The 1388-nt window shown below is 42.1% G+C and carries 3 protein-coding genes; 1 reads left to right on the top strand and 2 read right to left on the bottom strand.

What is annotated here, in order from left to right; all coding sequences use genetic code 11:
• Window positions 1-249 precede the first annotated feature (249 nt).
• Window positions 250-537 (bottom strand): putative quinol monooxygenase, encoded by a 288-nt coding sequence (locus BCV39_RS18600; protein WP_017092321.1) that lies wholly within the window; start codon window positions 535-537, stop codon window positions 250-252.
• Window positions 530-769: a DUF2798 domain-containing protein gene (locus BCV39_RS18605; protein ID WP_017092320.1), complete on the bottom strand. Its 240-nt coding sequence runs from the start codon at window positions 767-769 to the stop codon at window positions 530-532. Before BCV39_RS18605 ends, BCV39_RS18600 begins: the two co-directional genes overlap by 8 nt.
• An 86-nt stretch (window positions 770-855) precedes the next feature.
• Here BCV39_RS18605 and BCV39_RS18610 point away from each other — a divergent pair.
• The coding region (locus BCV39_RS18610; RefSeq protein ID WP_133154224.1) for a LysR family transcriptional regulator at window positions 856-1388 on the top strand (533 nt) is incomplete at its 3' end.

A 1388-nucleotide genomic window follows, 5' to 3' on the forward strand; every position in this document is an offset into this window, starting at 1 on the left:
GCATTTTTGCTATGCGTTGGCTTCAGTGATTAAGATGTTATATTTACCGCCGATCTGATCCAGTGATGCTGGACAATCACGTAAAGAATTTATCCATCTTTTAATAATTCATACTTTGCTAAAGTAGCAACCTTGCTAAAACGGAATTGTCCAAAAGTAAGTTATAGCTGAAGCTAGAGCAACTTTTAAATGATAGGGAGGTGAGGCCTCCCTACCTATCTAGTGACTTACTCAGATATATCTGAGAATTTAACCCTCTACATTGGTCATTTTGTGTATTTCTGGCTCTTGAGCTAATGCGGTTTTATAAAACTCAAATATCGGTGTGATATATGGCTGGGCATAGTGTTCTTCTAGGGCAGCTTGGTCCACCCAGTTTTCAACCAAGATCAGCTGATCTTTCGCTTGGTTTTCATATAGCTCAAAACGCAAGCAACCCGCTTCTTCTCGAGTAGCAGTTAAAATGCCTTCAGCTTTTTGTTTGCATTCTGCATAAAATTCACTTTTGGGAGTAATAAAAGCCACAACACTAAGCATTGTTTTTCTCCTTTTGGGGTGTAAATTGACGCATCAATTTTTGGGTCAATACCATGATTGGTTTATTCAACAAGTAGGCCGCTGCAAACGAAGCAGGCCAAGCATTAATAAAGGCAAAGCCCCATCGGTTGATGAAATCTTCTGGTAAACCGAGATTGATGTAAGTGACCCACGCGGACACCATACTTGACATCGCGCATGAGAACAGAGCAGTGAAAAAAAGTTTTGTCATAGCGCTTCCTCCTGTCTGTATACTGTATGGATATATCGTATCGTCGGCCATACGAGCTTTAGAACACTAAGATTGCGGAAAACCTTATGCTGGATGATTTTTTATTATTTGTTGAAGTAGCCCGTCGAGGCAGTTATTCAAAAGCGGCACGAGACTTAACAACTACCGCGCCTACCTTGTCCAAACGCATCTTATTGTTAGAAGAGAGATTAGGTGAGTCACTATTTATTCGCTCCTCTAGGGGAGTCAAACTCACTAGCTTTGGCAAAGGGTTATTTGAGCAGCTTGGCGAGACCACCCTAAATCTTCATCAGGCCGTGACTGAAAGCTCGAAAAGTGAAGCGGTTTCCTTCGTCTTACATTGCCCGCAAAACTTAATCATTGGCCAACTATACCCAGCGCTTGAAGCCTTTCTGCTAGAAAAAAGTCATGTGGATGTCGCTATTGAGCCTGCCAACACAAATGTGCTGCTTAGCCAAACTTCTTTTGATTTAGCCATACGTAGTGGAGAGCAAAGAGACTCGTCTTTTTACCAGAAAAAGTTAGCCAGCATTGCCGTATGCCTTGTCTCAAGACGAGACTGCAAAAGCCGAGAGCGACTCATTATGCCGTACTCTAA

The sequence above is a fragment of the Vibrio sp. 10N.286.55.E10 genome, from assembly GCF_002872555.1.
Taxonomy (GTDB): domain Bacteria; phylum Pseudomonadota; class Gammaproteobacteria; order Enterobacterales; family Vibrionaceae; genus Vibrio; species Vibrio crassostreae.